We start from the raw sequence: 15,107 nt of genomic DNA, 5'->3' as shown, positions 1-15,107 counted from the left end.
CCGTACGTCATGGCGTCTCCTCATTGGAGAGGGTCGAGGCGCTTGGGGTAATTGAGGGGGTTGGTGGAGTCTCACTTGGCGTCAGAGTCTCGCTCGGCGTCGCGGTCGGGGTTGGAGTCGGGGACGGAGACGGCGACGGACTTGGCGTAGGAGTCGCCGTCGTGCTAACGGTAGCCGACGGGGGCGGTGTCGGACGGGCCGACGGCACCGTTGGCGTGGGCTTCGACGCCTTCGGTGACGGTGATTTCTTGGGCGTGGGCACCTGTGAAACCGGGATGACCTGCGTAGGTTTGCCCTCATTCGCCGGTCTGCCCGGATCCCGCAATTCCATGATGGCAACAGTGCCCAGACCAAGGGTCAAGGCAACACCCGCGAGGGTGAACGCTAGGAGGGGCGACCTCCGGCGCGGCGGCGGCTTGGGCGGCAGCGCGGGAGCCGTACGGGTGCCGGGGCCGCCGGACGGCGGCGAGCCGACCCGGGTCATGCCGCCGGTCACCGGGAACCCGGACGGATCGGTGAGCGTGCTCAGCGCCTGGCTGCCGCCCCCGGCGAGGGAGTCACGCAGCACGAGCGCCCGGTCGCCGAGCTCCCGGGCGCTGGCCGGCCGCATGGCCGGATCCTTCGCGAGCATCGCGGCCACCAGGCCGCGCAGCGGCGGCGGCACGCTGTCCGGCAGCGGTGGCGGCGGATCGTTGAGATGGTGCAGCGCGATGGCCACCTGCGTCTCGGCCGTGAACGGCGGCCGGCCGGCCAGGCACTCGTAGGCCACCACGCCCAGCGAGTAGATGTCGGTGGCGGGGGTGAGCGTGGTGCCGGAGGCCTGCTCGGGGCTCACGTACTGCGCGGTGCCCAGCACGGTCCCGGTCTGGGTCACCGGCGCCGCCTCCAGCGCCCGGGCGATGCCGAAATCAGTGATCTTCACCATGCCGGTGTCGGTGATCAGCATGTTGCCCGGCTTGATGTCCCGGTGGATGATGCCCGTCCGGTGCGCCACGTTCAGGCCCCGCGCGGCCTGCGCGATCACGTCCAGCGTGACCTCCGCGCTGAGCCGCCCGTTCCTGGCCAGGATCGCCGACAGCGGCTCGCCGTGCACCAGCTCCATCACCAGGTAGGCGGTGTCGTCCTCCTCGCCGTAGTCGAAGACCTGGGCGATCGCGGCATCCGTCAGGCCCGCGGTGAACCGGGCCTCGCTGCGGAACCGTGCCCGGAACGCGGGGTCGGTGGCCACGTGCGCCCGCAGCAGCTTCACCGCCACCTCGCGGTGCAGCAGCTCGTCGGTGGCGCGCCACACCTCGCCCATCCCCCCGGCGGCGATACGGGCGGTGAGCCGGTAACGATTACCGAGCAGCGGATGGCTCATTTCGCCTGCAGCACCGCCTGCATCACGTCCTTCGCCAGCGGCGCGGCCGTGTGGCCGCCGGTGGCGTCGGTGCCGGCGCTGCCGGACTCGATGAAGACGCAGATCGCGACCTCGGGGTTGTCGGCCGGGGCGAAGCCGATGAACCAGGCGTGCGGCGAGGGACTGTCCCCGTGCTCGGCGGTGCCGGTCTTCCCGGCCACGCTCACGCCCGGGACCTGCGCGGCGGTCGCGGTGCCGGCCTGCACGACCGAGACCATCATGTCCTTCAGCTTGCCGGCCACCTCGGAGCTGATCGCCTCCGTCATCAGGTCAGGCTCGGTCTCGTTCAGCACTCCGCCGTCCGGGCCGACGATCTTGTCGATCAGGTACGGCTTCATGACCTGGCCGCCGTTGCCGATGCCGGCCGCGACCAGGAGCATCTGCAGCGGCGTCATCTGGTTGTTGCGCTGGCCGATGGAGAGCTGGGCGAGGGCCGCCAGCTCCTCCTCCGGGCCGATGTCGCTCTTGGCCACCGGCAGCGTGAACGGGATCGGCTCGCCGATGCCGAATTTGGCGGCCTGCTCGCGCATCTTGTCCCAGCCCAGCTCCATGCCGAGCTTGGCGAACGGCGTGTTGCACGAGCGCTCCAGCGCGTACCGCAGCGAGACCTGGCCGGAGCCGCAGGCGGCGCCGCCGTAGTTGGGCAGGCCGGCCGTGGTCTGCGGCAGGTCCAGCACCTGCGGCGCGGCCACCTGCGTCTCCGGGGTGACGCTGGGGTCGTTCTCCAGGATCTCGGCCGTGGTCACCACCTTGAACGTCGACCCCGGCGGGTAGGTCTTCTCGGTGGCCCGGTTCAGCAGCGGGTCCTGCTCATCGGCGTCCAGCTTGTTGTACGCCTTCGCGGCCGTCGCCTTGTTCGGCACCACGATGGTGTTCGGGTCGTAGGTCGGCAGCGACACCATCACCTGGACGGCGCCCGTCTTCGGGTTCATCGCCACGATCGCGCCCCGCTTGCCACTGGCCCGCAGCGCGTTGTACGCGACCTCCTGCGCCTTGGGGACGATCGTCAGATCGACGCTGGCGCCCTTCGGGGGTTCGTTGCTGATGAAGTCGATCGCGCGCCGGACCAGCAGGTCCGGGTGGCTGCCGTCGAGGTACTTGCCGGCCGCCAGTTCGATCCCGCGGGAGCTCTCCGGAGCGAAGAAACCGAGAATGTGGGCATACATCTTGCCGTTCGGGTACTGCCGCTCGAAGCGGTAGTCGCCGCCCACTTCCACCGTCTTGGCCAGCGTCGTCTTGCCGTCGTCGGCGGTGATCCAGCCCCGGTCGACGCTGTAGCGGGCGAAGAAGGCGCGCTGGTTGCGCGAGTCGGTGCGGTAGTCCTCCGCCTTGACCGCGCCCAGGTAGTTCACGTTGAGCATCAGCAGGCCGAACATCAGCAGGCAGGCCAGGGCGGCGCGCTTCAGAGTACCGTTCATCGCTGGAACACCTGTGTCAGTCCCTCGTCCTGGATGGCCTGGGGCGGCGGTCTACGGGCCGCGTCTGACATGCGTACCAGCAGGGCGATAAGGATCCAGTTAGCCAGGAGGGCGGAACCGCCCGCCGACATGAACGGTGTCACCAGGCCGGTCAGCGGGATCAGGTTGGTGACACCGCCGACGATGATGAACACCTGCCAGGCCAGGATGAAGGACAGGCCGCCCGCCAGCAGCTTGGAGAACGGGTCCCTGGCCGCGATCGCGGTGCGCAGGCCCCGCTCGACGATCAGCGCGTACACCATCAGCAGCGCCATCAGGCCGGTCAGGCCGAGCTCCTCGCCGGCCGCGGCGAAGATGAAGTCCGAGAACGACAGCGGGATCAGGTTGGGGTGGCCCTCACCGAGGCCGGTGCCGAGGATGCCGCCGGAGCCGAGGCCGAACAGGCCCTGCATGAGCTGGTAGCTGCCGCCGAACTCGCGGTCGTAGAGCTCCGCCGACTCCGGCTGGAGAAACACCTCGAACCGGGCCGCCACGTGGTCGAAGACCTGCCCGGCCAGGATCGCGCCGCCGAGGAAGAGCAGCACGCCGATGAGCACCCACGAGGTGCGCTGGGTGGCGATGTAGAGCATCACGATGAACGTGCCGAACAGCAGCAGCGAGCTGCCCAGGTCCTTCTGCAGGATCAGCACGGCCAGGCTGAAGCCCCAGGTGATCAGGACCGGGCCGAGGTCACGGGCCCGGGGCAGATCGATGAAGAGCAGCCGCCGCCCGGCCAGCGCCAGCACATCCCGCTTGGCGACCAGGTAACCGGCGAAGAACACCACCAGCGCGAGCTTGGCGAACTCGGCGGGCTGGATGGTGAAACCGCCGACGCCGATCCAGATCCGGGCGCCGTTGATCTCCTTGCCGATGAACGGCACCAGCGGGAGCACCAGCAGCCCCAGGCCGACAAAGCCCATCGTGTACGTGAGGCGCTGCAAGGCGCGGTGGTCCTTCAACACGATCAGAGTCGCGGAGAACATGACCACGCCGAGCGCCGTCCAGAACAGCTGGTTGGTGGCCGAGGCACCGGCCTGGCCGGCCTGCTCGATCCGGTAGATGATCACCAGGCCGATCCCGTTGACCAGCGTCACCAGCGGGAGCAGCAGGGGGTCGGCCCACGGGGCGAACCTGGCCAGCACCAGGTAGGCGGCGACCATCAAGGCACCGAGGCCAAGGCCGTAGGTCAGCATGCCGGCCGGGATCTTCCCGTCCAGGCCGAGACCGACGCTCGCATACGCGCCCATCACGACGGCAATGGCGAAGGCGAGCATCGCGAGCTGCGCCCCCCGCCGCTTCGCGGTCATGGGGACGGGCGCGACCTCGACCGCCGCCGCGGTCACTTACCCGACTCCGTCGGGGAGGGCGACGCGGACGGTTCCGGGGTCTTGACGGTGCCCTGCAGCGTCAAGATCCGTTCCTTTCCGGCTTCCAGGCTGTCGACAGGGATGGTGCCGCGGACCCGGGCCTGCTCCACCGGAGGCAGCGCGGAGACCGACAGTTTGGGGTCGTGCACGATGTGCTTGAGCGACACGATGCCCAGGTCGGCGTTGACACCCTGGAAGACGACCAGCTTGTCGCCTTCCGCGCCGACGTAGAACTGCTGTTGAGTCCACTGATAACCGTAATAGCCGCCGAGCCCGAGCGCGGCGGCGAAAACAACCAGCAGACTGACCAGAACCGGCCACGATCGTCGTTTCCGGGTCCGGCGGCCGGAGGCCAGGGCCTCCGGCGCCGGCTCGCCGTCCAAGTCGATGATCACCGGTTGCGGCGCGGTCACGGTCGCGGCGCGACCGGCCGGGGTGTCCGGCGGCGCGGAGCGCACCCGGCCGGAACCGGCGGCGCCCACCACCGCCGCGGCGTGGTTGTGCGGCTGCACGTCATCGATCTCCATGACGTCGGCCACCACGCAGGTGATGTTGTCCGGCCCGCCGCCCCGGTTCGCGAGGTCGATGAGCTGGCGCACCACATCGTCGGGATCGTCGATCGTCGACAGCGTGTGGTGCAGGGTCTCGGCGCTCACGACGGTGGACAGGCCGTCCGAGCACAGCAGGTAACGGTCGCCCAGCTGGGCTTCCCGGTCCTGCAGGTCGGGGTCGACCTCACCGCTGCCGTCGAGGGCGCGCAGCAGGATCGAGCGTTGCGGGTGGTTGGCGGCCTCTTCCTGGGTGATCCGGCCGTCATCCACCAGCGACTGCACGAGCGTATGGTCGTGGGTGATCTGGTAGAGCTCGCCGCTGCGCAACAGATAGGCCCGCGAGTCGCCCACATGGACGAGCGCGAACCTGGTGCCGTTCCACAACATCGCGGTGAGCGTGGTACCCATGCCCTTGAGGCTCGGATCGCGGGCGACCATCGAATGCAGCTGATGGTTGGCGTCACGGACCGCTGCCTCGATCGTGCCGAGCAGATCACTCCCGTAGGCGTCCTTGTCCAAGGACGACAGTGCGGCGATGGCGACCGAGCTGGCCACCTCGCCGTGAGCATGCCCGCCCATGCCGTCGGCGACGGCAAGCAGGCGGCCGCTAGCGTACGCCGAGTCCTCGTTCCCTTCGCGGAGGAGGCCGACGTCCGAGCGGGCGGCGTAGCGGAGTGCGATTGTCATTTGCGCAATTCGATGACGGTCTTGCCGATGCGAATCGGAGTTCCGAGGGGCACCGGCATCGGGCGGGTCACTTTGGAACGGTCGAGGTACGTGCCGTTGGTCGAACCGAGGTCTTCCACGATCCACTGGCCGTCCTGGGGGAAGAGCCGGGCGTGCCGGCTCGAAGCGTAGTCGTCGCTGAGGACGAGCGTGGCGTCAGTCGCCCGGCCGATGGTGATTGGCGTCTCCGTGAGGTTGATGATGGTCCCTTGCAGGGGGCCGCCGACGACGACCATTTGACGAGGTTCCCCCCTCTTGGGCTTCGACACCGGTTTAGCCGGTTTGGGTGGCTTCCGTGCCGTAGCCGGAGCCGTGCGTGGACCGAACAAGTCTGTCCGGATCACACCGACCGCGGCAATGACAAAGAACCAGAGCACCGCCAGGAAGGCGAGCCGGATCAGCAGCAGCGTGAGCTCGGACATGGACCGTTTGTCTACCTCTAATCGCGCCTGAACACCAGAGTCGTGCGACCTAGTGTCACCCTCGTCCCGTCCTGCATCTCGATCCTGCGGACCGGTTGCCCGTTGACGAAGGTGCCGTTCGTGGAGCCAAGATCAACCAGGACGACCAGCTGACCTTCGACCCGTAGCTCGGCATGATGCCGCGATACGCCCGGATCCACCAGCCGTAGATCACAATCGGTACCACGACCGAGCAGTGTGACCGGTGTCGTCAACTCGTAGGACCGCTGGCCCTGCGGGTCGTCCTGGGTGGAAACCAGCAGCCGGGGATGGCCGCCGAACGCGCTCGACCGGCCGGCGGGCACATCGCTCACCGGCTGGCGGATCTCGTCCTGCTCCACCGTCGCGCCCCGGATCACACCCGAACGGATCCGGAACAGCCCGACCGCGAGGTCGTCAGCCGTCTCGAACCGCACCCGGACCGGGCCCACGAACGAATACCCCTGCTCCTTGGCATACTCCCTGGCGAGGTTGGCCAGCTCGTGACTGATGCTGTCCGCATACACCTCCAGCCGTTCGCTGTCGGTCGTGGACAGCTCCACCACGAAGTCGTTCGGCACGAGCGTGCGGCCCTGAGCGACGATCGCGGCCCGCTCGTCCATCTCTCGCTGAACGGCACTGGCGACCTCGACCGGTTGAAGGTCGGACTTGAACGCGCGTGCAAAGGCGCCTTCAACCAAGCCTTCGAGCCTCCGCTCGAAGCGCTGAAGGACTCCCACCGGTTACCTCCCTTCCTCCATCGTCTACAGGGATCGTATCCGGGTTCAGTAGCACTGGCGGTTCCGTGCTAACCTTTCACAGCACCTGGAGACGGGGGCATCCGCAACGGGCAAGTGGCGGAATGGCAGACGCGCACGGTTCAGGTCCGTGTGTCCGAAAGGACGTGGGGGTTCAACTCCCCCCTTGCCCACTCGACGAAGGTTTTGAATGGTCGGAAGCCTATGGCTTCCTCCCCTTGGTCGTCTCGTCGTTACACGGGGGGGCGACCCCCCGAACCCCCCGCTGTGGGGGGCGAAGCCCCCCACGCCCCCAGGTTTGGGTGCCGCGGTTTCATTCCGATAGTTGGGTTTCCCGGTTTCGATCCTAGGCTTGCTTGGCCCGGTTCGGTTTCCGTGGTTGGTTGCCCTGGTTTCGTTGCGGCAGGTAGTTGCCTCGGATTCGGGTCCGAGGTCGGTTTCCGCGGTTTCGTTCTTGGGGTTGGTTGCCCCGATTTTGCTGTTGTGGGTGGCTGCCATGGTTTTGGGTTCAGGGTTTGTTGCCGTGGTTTCGTTTTCTGGGGTGATTGTCCCGGCTTCGTTCTTGCAGCATGTGGTGGGTTGCGCTTGAGGTTGTTGGCGCCGGTGTGACGAGGACTCCCACCTGCGTGAGCGGCGCGGGATAACGGTAAGCGACCCGGCCACATGCTCATTCTGTTGGGCGTTCTCGGGGCTGGCCGCCGTGACTACGTCCCCAGAGTTGGTTGCCGTGACTATCCCCCCAGGGTTGGTTGCCCTGGTTTTGGTTGCCGCTGTTGTGTGGCTGGGTTTGGTGATCGTGGCTCCGATGCCGGGTCTGAGGTCGGTGGTCGTGCGGAACCCCGGGAGTGTTGCCGGTGTGGTGAGGGGCCGGGGTGGGGGCACGGGAGCCCTCCTTTGGTGGGAGTACCGATCAAGGTAGTGGGTGGGTGGGCTGGTTTGAAGCCCTCTGGGTCTTCCGGGTGTTGCCGGTGGAGCCTCTGGTGATTTTGTTGATCTCACTTTCAAACGACTAGCCAGTCGCTTGCGCGTACTTCTTTGCCTTGGGTCTTGAGCTGCGGGATGGAATGTCCCTTCATCTGGACTTCGTCGCACGCCTGAACCCGGATTGGTCGGGTGGGGAGGAGTCGGCGGTGCCGCGGAGTTCCGCGACCGCGTTACGACCAACGTCTGTGGGGCCGAGCTCCGGGGTTCGGCTTGCCCTCGGTTGTGGTGGCGCTGAGAGGCGGGGTTCGGCTTGCCCTCGGTTGTGGTGGCGCTGAGAAGCGGGTTCGGTCTGCCCTTGGTAGGTGGGGGACTGAGCTGTGGGGTTCGTCCCCCGGCCCTTGGGTTGTGGGTCGCGTTGGAATGTGGGCTTGCTGTGCTGTTCCCGAGGCCGGAGGCCGGCTGTGCTGTTCCCGAGGCCGGAGGCCGATGGGGCCGAGCGCGAGCGTCCCAAAGGGCGGGTGGGTGGGGGATATCCCTTTAGACCGTGAGGAGTTGGGCGGTGAGGGTGTTGAGGGTGATGGTGCCTACGGGGGTGTTGTGGGTGTCCACCACTACGCCTAGGTGGGCGTGGGCGTCTTGGAGGGTGGTTACCGCGTCGGGGGTGGGGGTGGTGTGAGGGATTCGGGGGGTGGGGGTGGCCAGGGCTGAGGGAGGTTGGTCGGGGTGGATCAGGGTGTCGCGGATGTGGAGGACGCCCAGGATGGAGTTGTCGTCCATGACCAGCATGCGGAGTTGGCCGGTGGTGGTGGCGGTCTGGTGGACCACGTGAGCGGGGGCGTCGGCGGGGATGGTGATGGTCTGGGAGAGGGGGATCATCAGGCGTTCCACGGGCTGGTTCTGGACGCGTAGAGCCCGGGTGAGGAGATCGTGTTCGTTGCGGTCGAGCATGCCCATCCGGCCGGATTCGGCGACCAGGACGGCGAGTTGGTGCGGCGTTCTGGTGGTGGCGAGCTCGTCGCGGGGGCGTACGCCGCAGAGACGGAGCAGGCCGTTGGTGAGGCCGTTGAGGGTGGCCAGGATGGGCCGGACCAGCCAGACGAAGCCGCGGAACGGGATCGCCAGGGCCAGGGCGGATCGTTCGGGGTGGGTGAGGGCGAAGGACTTGGGGGCCATCTCGCCGACCACCATGTGCAGGAACGTCACGATCGCCAGGGCCACGATGTAGGACAGCGCCGTCTGCAAGCCTTCGGGCAGCGCGCCGAGGAGCGGTTCGAGCAGGTGGTGGATGGCCGGTTCGGTGACCATGCCGAGCCCCAGCGAGCAGAGCGTGATACCCAGCTGAGCGCCCGCCAGCATCAACGACAGCTGGCGGCTGCCGCGCACGGCCGCCCGGGCCGCCATCCGGGCCATCCGCCCGCCCGCCGCCTCTTCCAGCCGATGCCGCTTGGCCGAGATCACCGCGAACTCCGCCGCGACGAAGAACCCGTTCAGCACCAGCAAAACCAGCCCGAGCAGAATCGCCGTCAGGCTGTTCATGACAGCCTTCCCTGGGCGACGGCCGGGGAGGAACCGTTAGGCCGGGAGCCATTCACTACGACGTCATGGTCGCTGTCCATACGGGTGCCCCGCGGGCCACCGCCGGGTCCACCCGGGTGCTCTGGGTCGCGAGTAGGACTCGTGTTCATGCTGGTCTCCCCTGGAACAGGGCGGAGAAGAGTTCGGGGGCGTAGTCCATGCCGGAACCTGTGCTCGGAGGGTTTTCGGGGGAGTCGGTGGGGGCGGGAACGCTCAGCGACAGCCGTACCCATTCGGGGACGCGGCGGTGGACCTTGAGGACGGTGAGGAGGGCCTGAGCGGGCGGGGATTCGTCTTCCAGGTCGGGTTCGGGGGTGGTGGCGACGGTGACGGTGTCGCCTGGTTCGGCCATCCGGCCGAGGCCGGACAGGACCAGGCCGCCGATGGTCTCGTAGCTCTCGCCCTCGGGCAGCTCGACGCTGGTGGCGCGTTCGACCTCGTCGATGCGGAGGGTGCCGGGCACGTCCCAGGAGCCGTCGGCGTTGACCTTCACGCCCAGCGGCTCGGGGTCGTTCTCGTCGACGAGTTCGCCGACCAGCTCCTCGGCCAGGTCTTCCATGGTGATGATGCCGGCCAGACCGCCGTACTCGTCGATGACGCAGGCGACGGTGTCGCCGTCCATGCGCTTGAGCAGTTCGGTGACCGGAAGCGTGTCGGGGACGAGCAGGGGCGCGCGGGTGATGTCCGCGATGCGCGCGGCCGCGGGGGAGGCGACGTACTCCAGCAGGTCGGTGATGCCGACGACGTCGTCGCCGCCGTCGCCGAGCACGGGGTAGCGGGAGTGGCCGTGCTCGCGTACCGCGTCGACCAGGTCGGAGACCGGCCGTTCGGCGCGGAGGGAGACCACGCGCGGGCGGGGCACCATGACGTCCCAGGCGGTACGGTCGCCGAATTCGAGCGCGCGCTCCAGCAGTTCGGCCAGGCGCGGCGGCAGCTCGCCGGCGGCGCTGGATTCGGCCACGATGCGGGAGAGCTCCTCGGGCGTGGCGCCGTGTTCCAGCTCTTCGACGGGTTCGATGCCAGCCAGCCGTACCAGCCGGGTGGCCGCGGAGTCGAAGAGGCGGATCACCGGACCGGCCACCTTGAGGTAGATCAGCGTGGGGCGGGCCAGGCTGATGGCCACCTGCTCGGGGCGGGCGATGCCGAGGTTCTTGGGGGCGAGCTCGCCCAGGATCATCTGGACGATGGTCGCGATGGCCACGCCGGCCGCGACGCTCACGCCGGGTACGGCGGCGGACGGGAGCCCCAGGTCGGTCAGCGGGGCGCGGAGCACGTTGGCGATCGCGGGCTGGGCCAGGAAGCCGACGAGCAGCGTGGTCACGGTGATGCCCAGCTGGGCGCCGGAGAGCATGAACGAGAGCCGGCCGGTTACCGCGAGGGCGCGGGCGGCGGCGGGGTCGGATTCGGCGCGTTCGCGGAGGATCGTGCGGTCCGCGGCGACGAACGCGAATTCCTGGGCGACGAAGAATCCTGTCGCCAGCGTGAGCAGGAGAACAGCTAGCAGGCCGAGGGTGATGCTCATCGCGCTGGTCCCATGGCCGCGTTAGGGCCCGTGCCGAGGCACGGGCAGGTACTGCAAGGGTCCGAATCGGACACGTCGGTCCTTTCAACTAGGGTCTTCCACCGTAACGCTCAGCGGCCGATGGTGTTTCCTGCTTCTCGGATGTGTACTTTTCCATAAGAAAACCTTGGGGACAGGTCTGCGGTCGCGGTGTGTGGCGACGTACCGTCAAGGTAGTGGCGGCAGTTGGCAAAGTGGGGGTTCTGGACCGTGACACAGGATGACGACCCGACTCGCGCGATCAGGCGGCGCGCGGCCGGCCAGCCCGCTTTCCCGGCCCCTCCGCCTCCGCCTCCGCCTCCGATGGACAATGAGGTCAGATCGGCGCCGACCACCCCGCGCGGCCGTTCTAAGGTGTACGGCAAGGAACGCTCGGGCAGCAGCCCGGTCAAGCCCTTCGCCACTCCCTCGTACGATGCGGGCCAGCCCAAAGCGCCGCGCAAACCCCGGCGGATCGGCCGGAAGATCCTGATTGGCCTGGCCATCTTCCTGGTGTTGTTACTCATCGCCGGAGTAGCCGGATATTTCTGGATCAGCTCAAAGATGAACAGCGTCGATGCCTTCACCGACTACGACGGCCGCCCGGCCGAAACCCCGGGCGCGGACTGGCTCCTGGTCGGCTCCGACAGCCGCGCCGGGCTCTCGGCCGCCGAGCGCAAGAAGCTCGCCACCGGCAAGGCCGTCGGTAAGCGCACCGACACGATGATGCTCCTGCACGTCCCGGCCGGCGACGGCCGCCCCACCCTGGTCAGCCTGCCGCGCGACAGCTACCTCCCGATCAACGGCCACGGCAGCGACAAGCTCAACGCCGCGTACGCCTTCGGCGGCCCCAAACTCCTCACCAGAACCGTCGAAGAGGCCACCGGCATCCGCGTCGACCACTACATGGAGATCGGTTTCGGCGGCTTCGTCGGCATTGTCGACGCGATCGGCGGCGTGGAGATCTGCGTCAAGGAGAACATCAAGGACGAGAAGGCCGGGATCGACCTGAAGAAGGGCTGCCAGGTCATGGACGGCGGCACCGCCCTCGGCTACGTCCGCACCCGCAAGACCGGTGCGATTCCGGACTTCGACCGGACCGAGCGGCAGCGCCAGTTCTTCTCCGCCGTCGTGAAGAAGGCGGCCAGCCCCGGCACCCTCATCAACCCCTTCTCCTCCGTCCCGCTGGCCCTCAGCGCCGCCGAGTCCGTCGCGGTCTCTCCGGGTACGGGGGTCTTCGACCTGCTTTCGCTGGGTCTGGCCATGAAGGGCAACCCGGTGACCACCGCGGTCCCGATCGGCTCGCTGCCCACCATCAACGGTCAGGCCGTCGTCAAGTGGGACAACACCAAGGCCAACAAGCTCTTCGAGGCGCTCGAGAACGACAAGCCGGTCCCCAAGGAAGTGATCACGAAGTAGCGGGGTCAGCCCGCTCCCCCCGCCACCGCGGCCGCGATCACCGCGGCCATCACGGCGGCGTTGACGGCCTCGATGGTGGCGCGGACCGCGTCACCGGCCCAGGCGCCCGCGGAGATTTCCTTGATCCGTTCCTTGTCGGCCTCGGGGAAGGCCTTGCGGGCCAGCCTGCAGGCGTGCATGAGTGCGATCAGCACGCCGATCCGCTCGTCCGGATCGGCCCCGGCGAGCACGCTCTGCACGCGCTGGCGGAGGTCGCGTTCGACGCTCCCGTCGAGTTCGGGGTATCTCTTGGTGGGAAAGATCCCGAGCAGCTTGCGCTGCTGCTCGGACAGGATGCCGCGTTCCGCCAGCCCGGCCAGCAGCCGTTTGCGCAGTTTGTCGGAGCTGATCTTGCTCACGAACCAGGAAGGTTTGCGGGGTTTCTTCTGGTTCTCGGTGACGATCCGGGCGAGTACGGCGTCCAGCTCCGCATCGCCCACCGGAGCCGGATTCACCACAACAAGTGTCTTGTCCTGCACCGCGATCCGGTCGGCGATCGCCAGTTCGGCCAGCAGCGCGCCGGCGAGCGCGAGATCGAGCTCGCCCGCGCTGATCAGCGGCGTGCCCTTGTCCTCGCGGTAGGCCAATAACAGAACGTCTTCGGCGATAGCGCTCATGGCCCCGACCTTATGCCGTAAGAGTGTCGTAAGGCGGAACCCGGCTTCTATCAGGCCTTTCACGTGCTCTTCTGTCAGGAACGAGCAACGGAGAGGGGACCATCGTGAAGACCGTGCTCCGCCATCCGGCCACGTGGATCGTGGCCGCCGCCGGCATCGCCGTCGCGCTGTACCTGTTCCAGCCCTGGCGGCTGTTCACCACGGTGGTGGTGAACGAACCGCCACCTGTGTCCATCGGAGAAACCATGACAGGGGAGGCGATGACGGGTGATGCGATGACGGGTGACGCGATGACCCCGACGGCTTCTCCGGCATCTCCACGCGTCCTGTCCATGGGCAGCTTTATTACCCATGAGCACGAAACATCAGGAACCGCGAAGGTGCTCCAGCTCCCTGACGGCAAGCGCGTGCTCCGGATCGAGAACCTGAACACCTCCGACGGCCCCGACCTGCGCGTCTGGCTCAGTGACCAGCCGGTCAAAGAGGGCGAGTGGCGGGTCTTCGACGACGGCGAATGGCTGGAACTGGGCGAGCTGAAGGGCAACCAGGGCAACGCCAACTACGCCATCCCGGCCTCGGCCGACCTGGACACGCTGACCAGCGTCACGATCTGGTGCCGCCGCTTCGCCGTCTCCTTCGGCGCGGCCGGCCTGACGGCCTGATCAGACGTCCCAGAAGGCCAGCTCATGCGCCATGCCCCGGGTGAAGAGATCGGCCGCCCGCCCGGGGTCCGGCGCCGCCTCGTCGATCATGACCGCGATCCGCTCGGCCAGCGCCGCGAACCCCGGATCGGCGTAGGTCTCCACCCACGCCCGATATCTCGGCTCGTCCGGCGGGTTCGCCGCCAGGCGGCGTCCCAACATCGAATACCCCCACATACACGGATACAGCGCCGCGAGCCCGCTCGCGTAGTCCGCCGCCGCATCAAGCAGAAACGCGGTGTACGCCGTGCAAGCGGCCCCTTTCTCCGCCCCCGCCAGATCGGCCCCGAACTCAGCGGACAACGACCGATGCAAGCGCAACTCATCGTGAAAGGTGGAATGCGCCAGATCCACAAGATCGCCGAGATGCTCGTCGGGCGCCTGCCAGGCCAGCCGCGAGAACACCCGTACGTAGTCGAGCAGGAACAGATAGTCCTGCTCCAGCCACCTCCGGAACACTTCATCCGGCAGATCGCCACGCCCGATTCCGGCCACGGTGGGATGGATCAGCTGCGCCTCCAGCAGTGGAAGCCCGATCCGATGCAGTTCACCAGAGATCCCCATGATCCTTATCATGCCACCCGGCCAAGTTATCCCCAGCCTGTGGATAAAGGATCGGTACTGTGGTCCTATGCCGGAACTACCCGAGGTGGAGTCACTCGCCGAGTTTCTCCGCGAGCGCGCCGTCGGCCGTACGATCGCGGCCGTCGAGGTCGTCGCCTTCCACGCCCTGAAAACGTTCAACCCCCCGGCGAGCGCGCTCGGCGGCCTGACCGTGACCTCAGTGTCCCGGCACGGCAAGTTCCTCGACCTGGACTGCGACGGCCTGCACTTCGTCACCCACCTGGCCCGCGCGGGCTGGCTCCGCTGGCGCGACGACCTCTCCGCCGCCAAACCGGTACGCCCCGGCAAGGGCCCTCTCGCCGTCCGGGTACGGCTCGCGCCCGACGATTCCGGCATGGCCCCCGGTTTCGACCTCACCGAGGCCGGAACCCAGAAACGCCTAGCCGTCTATGTCGTGAAAAATCCGGATGAGGTGCCTGGGGTTGCCAGCTTGGGGCCTGACCCACTGGCTGCGGATTTCACGCCGGAGGCGCTGGGGGAGATCCTGCGCGCGAGCCGTACCCAGATCAAGGGCCTGCTCCGGGACCAGAAGGTGATCGCGGGCATCGGCAACGCCTACTCGGACGAGGTGTTGCACGTCGCCAAGATGTCCCCGTTCAAGATCTCGGCGACCCTCACCGACGCCCAGGTGGCTGACCTGCACGAGGCCATCGTGACCACCCTCAGGGACGCCGTCGAGCGGGCGCGTGGCCTGGCCGCCAAGGATCTCAAGGCGGAGAAGAAGTCGGGGTTGCGGGTGCATGGCCGTACCGGCGAGAAATGCGAGGTCTGCGGCGACACGATTAGGGAAGTCTCGTTCGCGGACTCATCCCTGCAGTACTGCCCAACCTGCCAGACCGGCGGCAAGCCCTTGGCCGACCGTCGCCTGTCCAAGCTCCTCAAATAGCGCCGCTGGTCAGGACGGCTCCGCCGACCGTGCTTTAGGGCCCGCAGAGAACTAACTTGCGTGCTCGCCAAGGGTTCGCCGAGG

The 15,107-nt window shown here is 67.8% G+C and carries 13 protein-coding genes and 1 tRNA gene; 4 read left to right on the top strand and 10 right to left on the bottom strand.

The features are described from left to right. Positions 1–7 precede the first annotated feature (7 nt). The 6 genes from ABGB08_RS11670 to ABGB08_RS11645 are packed head-to-tail and all read right to left on the bottom strand — an operon-like array spanning position 8 to position 6,680. Positions 8–1,360: a protein kinase gene (locus ABGB08_RS11670; RefSeq protein ID WP_347589280.1), complete on the bottom strand. Its 1,353-nt coding sequence runs from the start codon at positions 1,358–1,360 to the stop codon at positions 8–10. After that, positions 1,357–2,817 carry a penicillin-binding protein 2 gene (locus ABGB08_RS11665; RefSeq protein ID WP_347589278.1) on the bottom strand — a complete coding sequence of 487 codons (1,461 nt, stop codon included), beginning with the start codon at positions 2,815–2,817 and terminating at the stop codon, positions 1,357–1,359. Before ABGB08_RS11665 ends, ABGB08_RS11670 begins: the two co-directional genes overlap by 4 nt. After that, positions 2,814–4,163: an FtsW/RodA/SpoVE family cell cycle protein gene (locus ABGB08_RS11660; RefSeq protein ID WP_347589559.1), complete on the bottom strand. Its 1,350-nt coding sequence runs from the start codon at positions 4,161–4,163 to the stop codon at positions 2,814–2,816. Before ABGB08_RS11660 ends, ABGB08_RS11665 begins: the two co-directional genes overlap by 4 nt. Positions 4,164–4,195: 32 nt before the next feature. Next, positions 4,196–5,461: a Stp1/IreP family PP2C-type Ser/Thr phosphatase gene (locus ABGB08_RS11655; RefSeq protein WP_347589276.1), complete on the bottom strand. Its 1,266-nt coding sequence runs from the start codon at positions 5,459–5,461 to the stop codon at positions 4,196–4,198. Next, positions 5,458–5,922, bottom strand: coding sequence for an FHA domain-containing protein (locus ABGB08_RS11650; RefSeq protein WP_155348488.1), 465 nt, complete (start codon positions 5,920–5,922; stop codon positions 5,458–5,460). Before ABGB08_RS11650 ends, ABGB08_RS11655 begins: the two co-directional genes overlap by 4 nt. A gap of 17 nt (positions 5,923–5,939) precedes the next feature. Then, positions 5,940–6,680 carry a DUF3662 and FHA domain-containing protein gene (locus tag ABGB08_RS11645; RefSeq protein WP_155340534.1) on the bottom strand — a complete coding sequence of 247 codons (741 nt, stop codon included), beginning with the start codon at positions 6,678–6,680 and terminating at the stop codon, positions 5,940–5,942. Between the two features lie 108 nt (positions 6,681–6,788). On the opposite strand from ABGB08_RS11645, the gene ABGB08_RS11640 reads away from it, so the two are divergent. Next, positions 6,789–6,871: transfer RNA gene (locus tag ABGB08_RS11640), tRNA-Leu, on the top strand. Between the two features lie 1,288 nt (positions 6,872–8,159). Here ABGB08_RS11640 and ABGB08_RS11635 read toward each other — a convergent pair. Then, complete coding sequence (locus ABGB08_RS11635) at positions 8,160–9,158, bottom strand: hemolysin family protein (RefSeq protein ID WP_344447750.1); 999 nt, start codon at positions 9,156–9,158, stop codon at positions 8,160–8,162. Positions 9,159–9,303: 145 nt separating this feature from the next. After that, complete coding sequence (locus ABGB08_RS11630) at positions 9,304–10,719, bottom strand: hemolysin family protein (protein ID WP_347589272.1); 1,416 nt, start codon at positions 10,717–10,719, stop codon at positions 9,304–9,306. A gap of 342 nt (positions 10,720–11,061) precedes the next feature. Here ABGB08_RS11630 and ABGB08_RS11625 point away from each other — a divergent pair, with 342 nt between their 5' ends. Beyond that, positions 11,062–12,156 carry an LCP family protein gene (locus ABGB08_RS11625; RefSeq protein WP_347589270.1) on the top strand — a complete coding sequence of 365 codons (1,095 nt, stop codon included), beginning with the start codon at positions 11,062–11,064 and terminating at the stop codon, positions 12,154–12,156. 5 nt (positions 12,157–12,161) lie between these two features. On the opposite strand, the gene ABGB08_RS11620 is transcribed toward ABGB08_RS11625, so the two are convergent. Next, positions 12,162–12,812: a GPP34 family phosphoprotein gene (locus tag ABGB08_RS11620; RefSeq protein WP_347589268.1), complete on the bottom strand. Its 651-nt coding sequence runs from the start codon at positions 12,810–12,812 to the stop codon at positions 12,162–12,164. A gap of 104 nt (positions 12,813–12,916) precedes the next feature. Between ABGB08_RS11620 and ABGB08_RS11615 the strand changes: the two genes are divergently transcribed. Then, positions 12,917–13,474: a DM13 domain-containing protein gene (locus ABGB08_RS11615; RefSeq protein WP_347589266.1), complete on the top strand. Its 558-nt coding sequence runs from the start codon at positions 12,917–12,919 to the stop codon at positions 13,472–13,474. Here the strand turns inward: ABGB08_RS11615 and ABGB08_RS11610 are convergent, their stop codons facing one another. Continuing rightward, a complete protein-coding gene (locus ABGB08_RS11610; protein WP_347589264.1) occupies positions 13,475–14,077 on the bottom strand; it encodes a TenA family protein in 603 nt (200 codons plus the stop codon). A 67-nt stretch (positions 14,078–14,144) separates the two neighbouring features. Between ABGB08_RS11610 and ABGB08_RS11605 the strand changes: the two genes are divergently transcribed. Then, positions 14,145–15,023 carry a DNA-formamidopyrimidine glycosylase family protein gene (locus ABGB08_RS11605; RefSeq protein ID WP_347589262.1) on the top strand — a complete coding sequence of 293 codons (879 nt, stop codon included), beginning with the start codon at positions 14,145–14,147 and terminating at the stop codon, positions 15,021–15,023. The last annotated feature ends 84 nt before the right edge of the window (positions 15,024–15,107 follow it).

This window comes from Acrocarpospora sp. B8E8 (assembly GCF_039871605.1).
Classification (GTDB): Bacteria; Actinomycetota; Actinomycetes; order Streptosporangiales; family Streptosporangiaceae; genus Acrocarpospora; species Acrocarpospora macrocephala.
Note: the sequence above shows the minus strand (reverse complement) of the source record. Positions and strands in the feature narration are given on the sequence as shown.